The organism is Halobacillus sp. BBL2006 (genome assembly GCF_000786645.1).
Lineage (GTDB): Bacteria > Bacillota > Bacilli > Bacillales > Halobacillaceae > Halobacillus.
Genome location: NZ_JRNX01000694.1, coordinates 1 through 2,709 on the forward strand (window position 1 = coordinate 1; position 2,709 = coordinate 2,709).

A 2,709-nucleotide genomic window follows, 5' to 3' on the forward strand; every position below is an offset into this window, starting at 1 on the left:
CTCCCCTTTATTCAGTTTGAAATTCAAGTTATGAAGAATGAATTGTTGATTGAATTGTTTTGTAAGTTGCGAAATCTCTAATGCGATAGTCATCTTCTATTCCTCCATGGCATGCGTGAATAAGGGAGAAGGAGAATCATTCCTTCCATAACTAAATATAAAAAGAGTGGGATCATAGCGAACCATACAGAAAAGGCAGCCATGACTGAAGCATTCGCCGTATCAAGAAACGGGAAGAAAATCATGGGCAGGGTAATAATCCGCCCTCCTCCTATAATAGCTGTGATCGCGTACTGGCTTAAGCTGATAACGATTGTTAAAAAAGTAACACTCCTAAGAGCTGGTTTCATCAATGGCAGCTCCACTGTGAATAGCTGGTGAAGGGGGGATGCTCCCAATATTAAGGGCTGCTCTAGCAAATGATTTCCCATTTGATGATACGAATTATGGAAGATCTTGATGCTATAGGGCACAGTGGGAACGAGGTGAATGAGAATAACACCTAAAAGAGTATCGGCAAGGCCCGCACGAATCATAAACAAGTGCAGCCCCATAGCGATGGCTAATACAGGAATCAATATAGGAGAGAGAAGAATAGATTCAACAAATGGTTTTCCTCTAAAAGAAAGAAGAGCAAGAGCTTTTCCTGTAGTAATACCCAGAATCAAATTGATAAAGAGTACACCAGCACCTATGCTGACAGACCAGATAGTCGCCTCCCACAGTTTCGGGTCAGACCATAGAATCTCGTAGCTCTTCCATTGAAAATTCAGACCTTCGCCAGATTGAAACCGCCATGTTTCACTCAAGCTTTGTAAAACTAATAGAAAAGTTGGAACAAGAAACAAACCAAAAGCCAGAAGGTGAAAAATAAATTTTTTGGATTTCATTAAAATCTTCCTCTCATTGCCTTCCAACGTTTTGTGTTCAGCCATAAGTAGCCCAGCAATGTGAGAGTGAGAATGAAGCCGCTGAGGCTGATCATGGCTGCAAAAGCTAAGGGCCGTTCTTCCCAGCTGCTGCCGTAAAACCACTCATAACTCAGAACAGACATCATTTCAGGAAATGTGGTTCCCAATAAGGCTGGAACTTCGTAAGCCGATATCGTAAACGAAAAAACGATTAAGAATGTTTCGATCAAAACGGGGAGCAGATTTGGCCATTCCACAGATGTAAACTGCCTCCATGAACTGCCACCAAGTGTCTTGACTAAATCATAATAGGCTGGGTTGATAGAAGAATAAACAGGCAGCAACATGAGAATGACGAAGGGCACCTCTTTCCAAACATAAGTAATGATAATCCCGATCCCGTAAGGATCCCGTGTCCAGACAGGAAACTCGCTGCTATTACCCAACCATCCGCCAGCAGTGAGCAGTTGAGAAAAAATACCTGTTTCTGATAATAAGAGAATCACCATATAACCCCATACAAAATGAGGAAAGAGCATTGGCAGCCAGACGATCAACCGAGGTGAATAGTTTTCTAGGTACTTATAAAAGACTCTTGTTAAAAGCAAGCCAATCACTAAGGAAAATAGCGTAGCAAGCAACGCATTTTTCAAGCTGAAAGCTATTGAAGCTAAAAAGCGATCGGAGTCCAGTAAAATTAGGTAGTATTCAAATGTGAAGGCGCCATCTTTCTGAACACTCTGCAAGAGACCAGCGATCAAGCCATAGAGGGGAATCAGCAAAAATAGGGCACTCGGCAGAAAAAGATAAAATGATTTAGTTTTGAACAACTTCATTGAACCACTGCTCTTTCATCCAATCTACATAGGCAGCTTCTGCCTCAGGTATAAAGCTTTCTTCAAGCTCTTTCTGATTCAGAACGCTTGGTCCTCTTTCAACGGCACGAAACGCTTCTTGCATTTCTTTAGGTAACTTTGCCATACTGATCGGCGTGTTTTCTCCCCAGTAGTCTGGTTTCAATTTTGCTAGTTGAGCTTCAGGGGAAAGCATAAAGTTGATCGCCGTCAGTGCCCCTTCAGGGTTTGAACTATTGAAAGGAATCGACAGGAAATGGGTATTCCCTATGGATCCCGGCTCCATAACAAATGAACGAGTGGTTTCAGGAAAGACTCCTTGATCGATGAGGGATTCTGCACGGGCTTCGTTATATCCCATCGTCATCCATACCTCTCCCTGACTGTATAAACGATCGAGCTCAGTCAACGTGTTCGGGTAATGCTCTCCAGAACGCCAAAGATCAGGTTCGATTTCGTTCAAGTAGCTCCAGGTTTTCTCAGCGGTATCCGAGATTTTTTTATTATCCAGGGGTTCTTCGTAGATGGACGAAGGCGATTCGGCATTGGCATATAGGATGTGTCTTAGAAAAGCGTTACCTGTAAAGTCTTCGGCATTTGGATAGGCGAATTTTCCTGGATTATCTTTAATCCACGTTTTTAATTCTTCAAAAGATCCAGGAGGAGAGTCAATTTTAGACTCATCGTAATGAAAGACAAATTGTACTTTCCCCCAGGGGGCTTCCATTCCATTTACATCTGTCCCGAAATCCGTTTGGAATGCGGGGTCATCCGTTTGATAGTATTTGTTGAAATTAGGCAAAGCATCAACGAAAGAACCTGCCAGCAATCCATTTTCTTTGGCATTCTTAAAATTCTCCCCGTTGATCCAAACGATATCGATTGTGCCCTCATTTTTTTCGGCTTGTTTCTCAGTTTGGAGCTTTTGCAGGATTTCACCCGTA

Annotated in this window: 3 protein-coding genes; all 3 read right to left on the bottom strand. The window is 42.5% G+C overall.

Going from position 1 to position 2,709, the window contains the following annotated elements; all coding sequences use genetic code 11:
* Positions 1-89: 89 nt before the first annotated feature.
* Positions 90-890: an ABC transporter permease gene (locus LD39_RS18445; RefSeq protein ID WP_035551434.1), complete on the bottom strand. Its 801-nt coding sequence runs from the start codon at positions 888-890 to the stop codon at positions 90-92.
* Positions 890-1,747, bottom strand: coding sequence for an ABC transporter permease (locus tag LD39_RS18450; RefSeq protein ID WP_035551436.1), 858 nt, complete (start codon positions 1,745-1,747; stop codon positions 890-892). The genes LD39_RS18445 and LD39_RS18450 overlap by 1 nt, the downstream gene beginning before the upstream one ends.
* Positions 1,728-2,709, bottom strand: a 982-nt coding sequence (locus tag LD39_RS18455) for an ABC transporter substrate-binding protein (protein WP_035551438.1), incomplete at its 5' end; no start/stop codon positions are given. The genes LD39_RS18450 and LD39_RS18455, both read right to left, overlap by 20 nt.

Coding starts and splice junctions, on each gene's coding strand:
- LD39_RS18450 (WP_035551436.1), bottom strand. CDS start 1,747: ATGAAGTTGTTCAAAACTAAATCATTTTATCTTTTTCTGCCGAGTGCC.
- LD39_RS18445 (WP_035551434.1), bottom strand. CDS start 890: ATGAAATCCAAAAAATTTATTTTTCACCTTCTGGCTTTTGGTTTGTTT.